Consider the following 1,505-nt stretch of genomic DNA (forward strand, 5'->3'; position numbering starts at 1 on the left):
GAACTGCTGGATGCCCAGCACGATGCTCTTGCGCGAGACCACCTGGCGCACCACATCTGCGTGCGTCGCGATCTGGTTGCGAATGGCCGTGCGGATCAGGTCGCTGCGGTTGGCATAGAAACCCTCCTGCACCAGCAGGTCGATCTGGCCCAGGTCGACGCAGCCGATGTTGAGGGTGAGCTTTTCGTCGACAGGCTTGGCCGCCTTGGGCGAGAGCAAAGGTGTGGAAGGCATGGCGCCATCATGCAACCATCCACTTGGATTCCACTAGCCTTATTTTGTAAGCGTTTCAAAGCGCCCGGCCGAGCCAAGGGCGGCAGGCCGCATCAGTCGCTGTCCTGCCCGGGCAGCAGCGCAGGCCAGGGCCAGCACTGCGATTGATCCGCGGGCTCCCAGGCATCCGCGGCCTGGTAGCCGATGACGCGCAGCAGCGAAGCCAGCGGGTTGGCGGCAGGGGCGAACCTGGGGTCCAGGGCCTTGTCGATGGTGTCCACCAGGCCTTGCAGATGGGCACGCTGGATGCGGTCCCCGCTGGTGGCCTTGGCACTGATCACACCCTTGAGATCGCGCAGCTCGGCCCTCACCACGGCTTGGCCGTCGTCCAGGCCCATCAGGCCGGCAATGCTGAGGCCGGTGAAATTGAGGCGCGCAGCGAGGGTGTCGACATAGTGGCGCTGCAGGCCGCGGCGCGGCGCGGCGATGGCAGCGCCGCTGGCGAGTTCGGTGAACACGCCGCGGCGCAGCTCGGACAACAGCTCGTCCAGGCGGTAGGCCTGGGCGCCGAACTGCGCCTCCTGGGCTGCCAGGCGCTGTGTGCGGGCAGGGTCCAGCATCATGCGCAGCAGGCTGCGCTGGGAGGTGCTGACCATGCCGGGTGGCTCGGACGCGCGCAGGCGCTGGGTCACGGCCGGGTCCAGCAGCCATGGCGGGGTGGCCAGCAGTTGGCCGGTCAGGAACTTCACCGCGCGAACCTGCTGGGCGCGAGGCACGGGCGTGGCAATGGCGCCGGGCTGGTCGTTGTGCTTGTTCTGCACGCCGTAGCCGCCCACGATGGCCGCCACGTGGCTGAGTTCGCGCAGCCACTGCGTCCAGGTGGCGCGGTAGAGATCCTCCAGGGTCTTGTCGTCCTTGCCGTCCTGCGGCACGAGGCCCGGCAGCATCTTGACCACGCGCTCCAGGTTGCGCATGCCCAGCGTGGTGGCAGCCACGGCGTCCGCATCGCCGACGGCCTCGGCGTTCTCGCCGAAGTCGCCGCCCTCGGCCTTGGGCGCGCTGAAGCGCAGCCAGGGCTTGCCGTCCTGCTCGCGCGCCCACAGGTTGAGCTGCTGGCGCTCCTCTTCGGGCGTCTTGGCGCTGGGGATGGGGGTGTAGCCCCAGCGGGTGGCGAACACGTCGTAGGGGCCGATCTTGGGAATCAGCAGCGCGGGATCGACGTTGTCCTCCGGCTGGACGAGGTAGTTGAAGCGGCTGTAATCCATCAGCGTGGGCACATGGCCCATGGTCTT

At 68.2% G+C, this 1,505-nt stretch carries 1 protein-coding gene and 1 pseudogene; both read right to left on the bottom strand.

Annotated elements, in window-relative coordinates; genetic code table 11:
- Positions 1-234 (bottom strand): annotated as a pseudogene (locus ACXJKR_RS32320) (CopG family transcriptional regulator); the annotation flags it as partial.
- A 92-nt stretch (positions 235-326) separates the two neighbouring features.
- Positions 327-1,505, bottom strand: a 1,179-nt coding sequence (locus ACXJKR_RS32325) for a zinc-dependent metalloprotease (RefSeq protein ID WP_457326338.1), incomplete at its 5' end; no start/stop codon positions are given.

It is taken from the genome of Roseateles sp. P5_E11, from assembly GCF_054049355.1.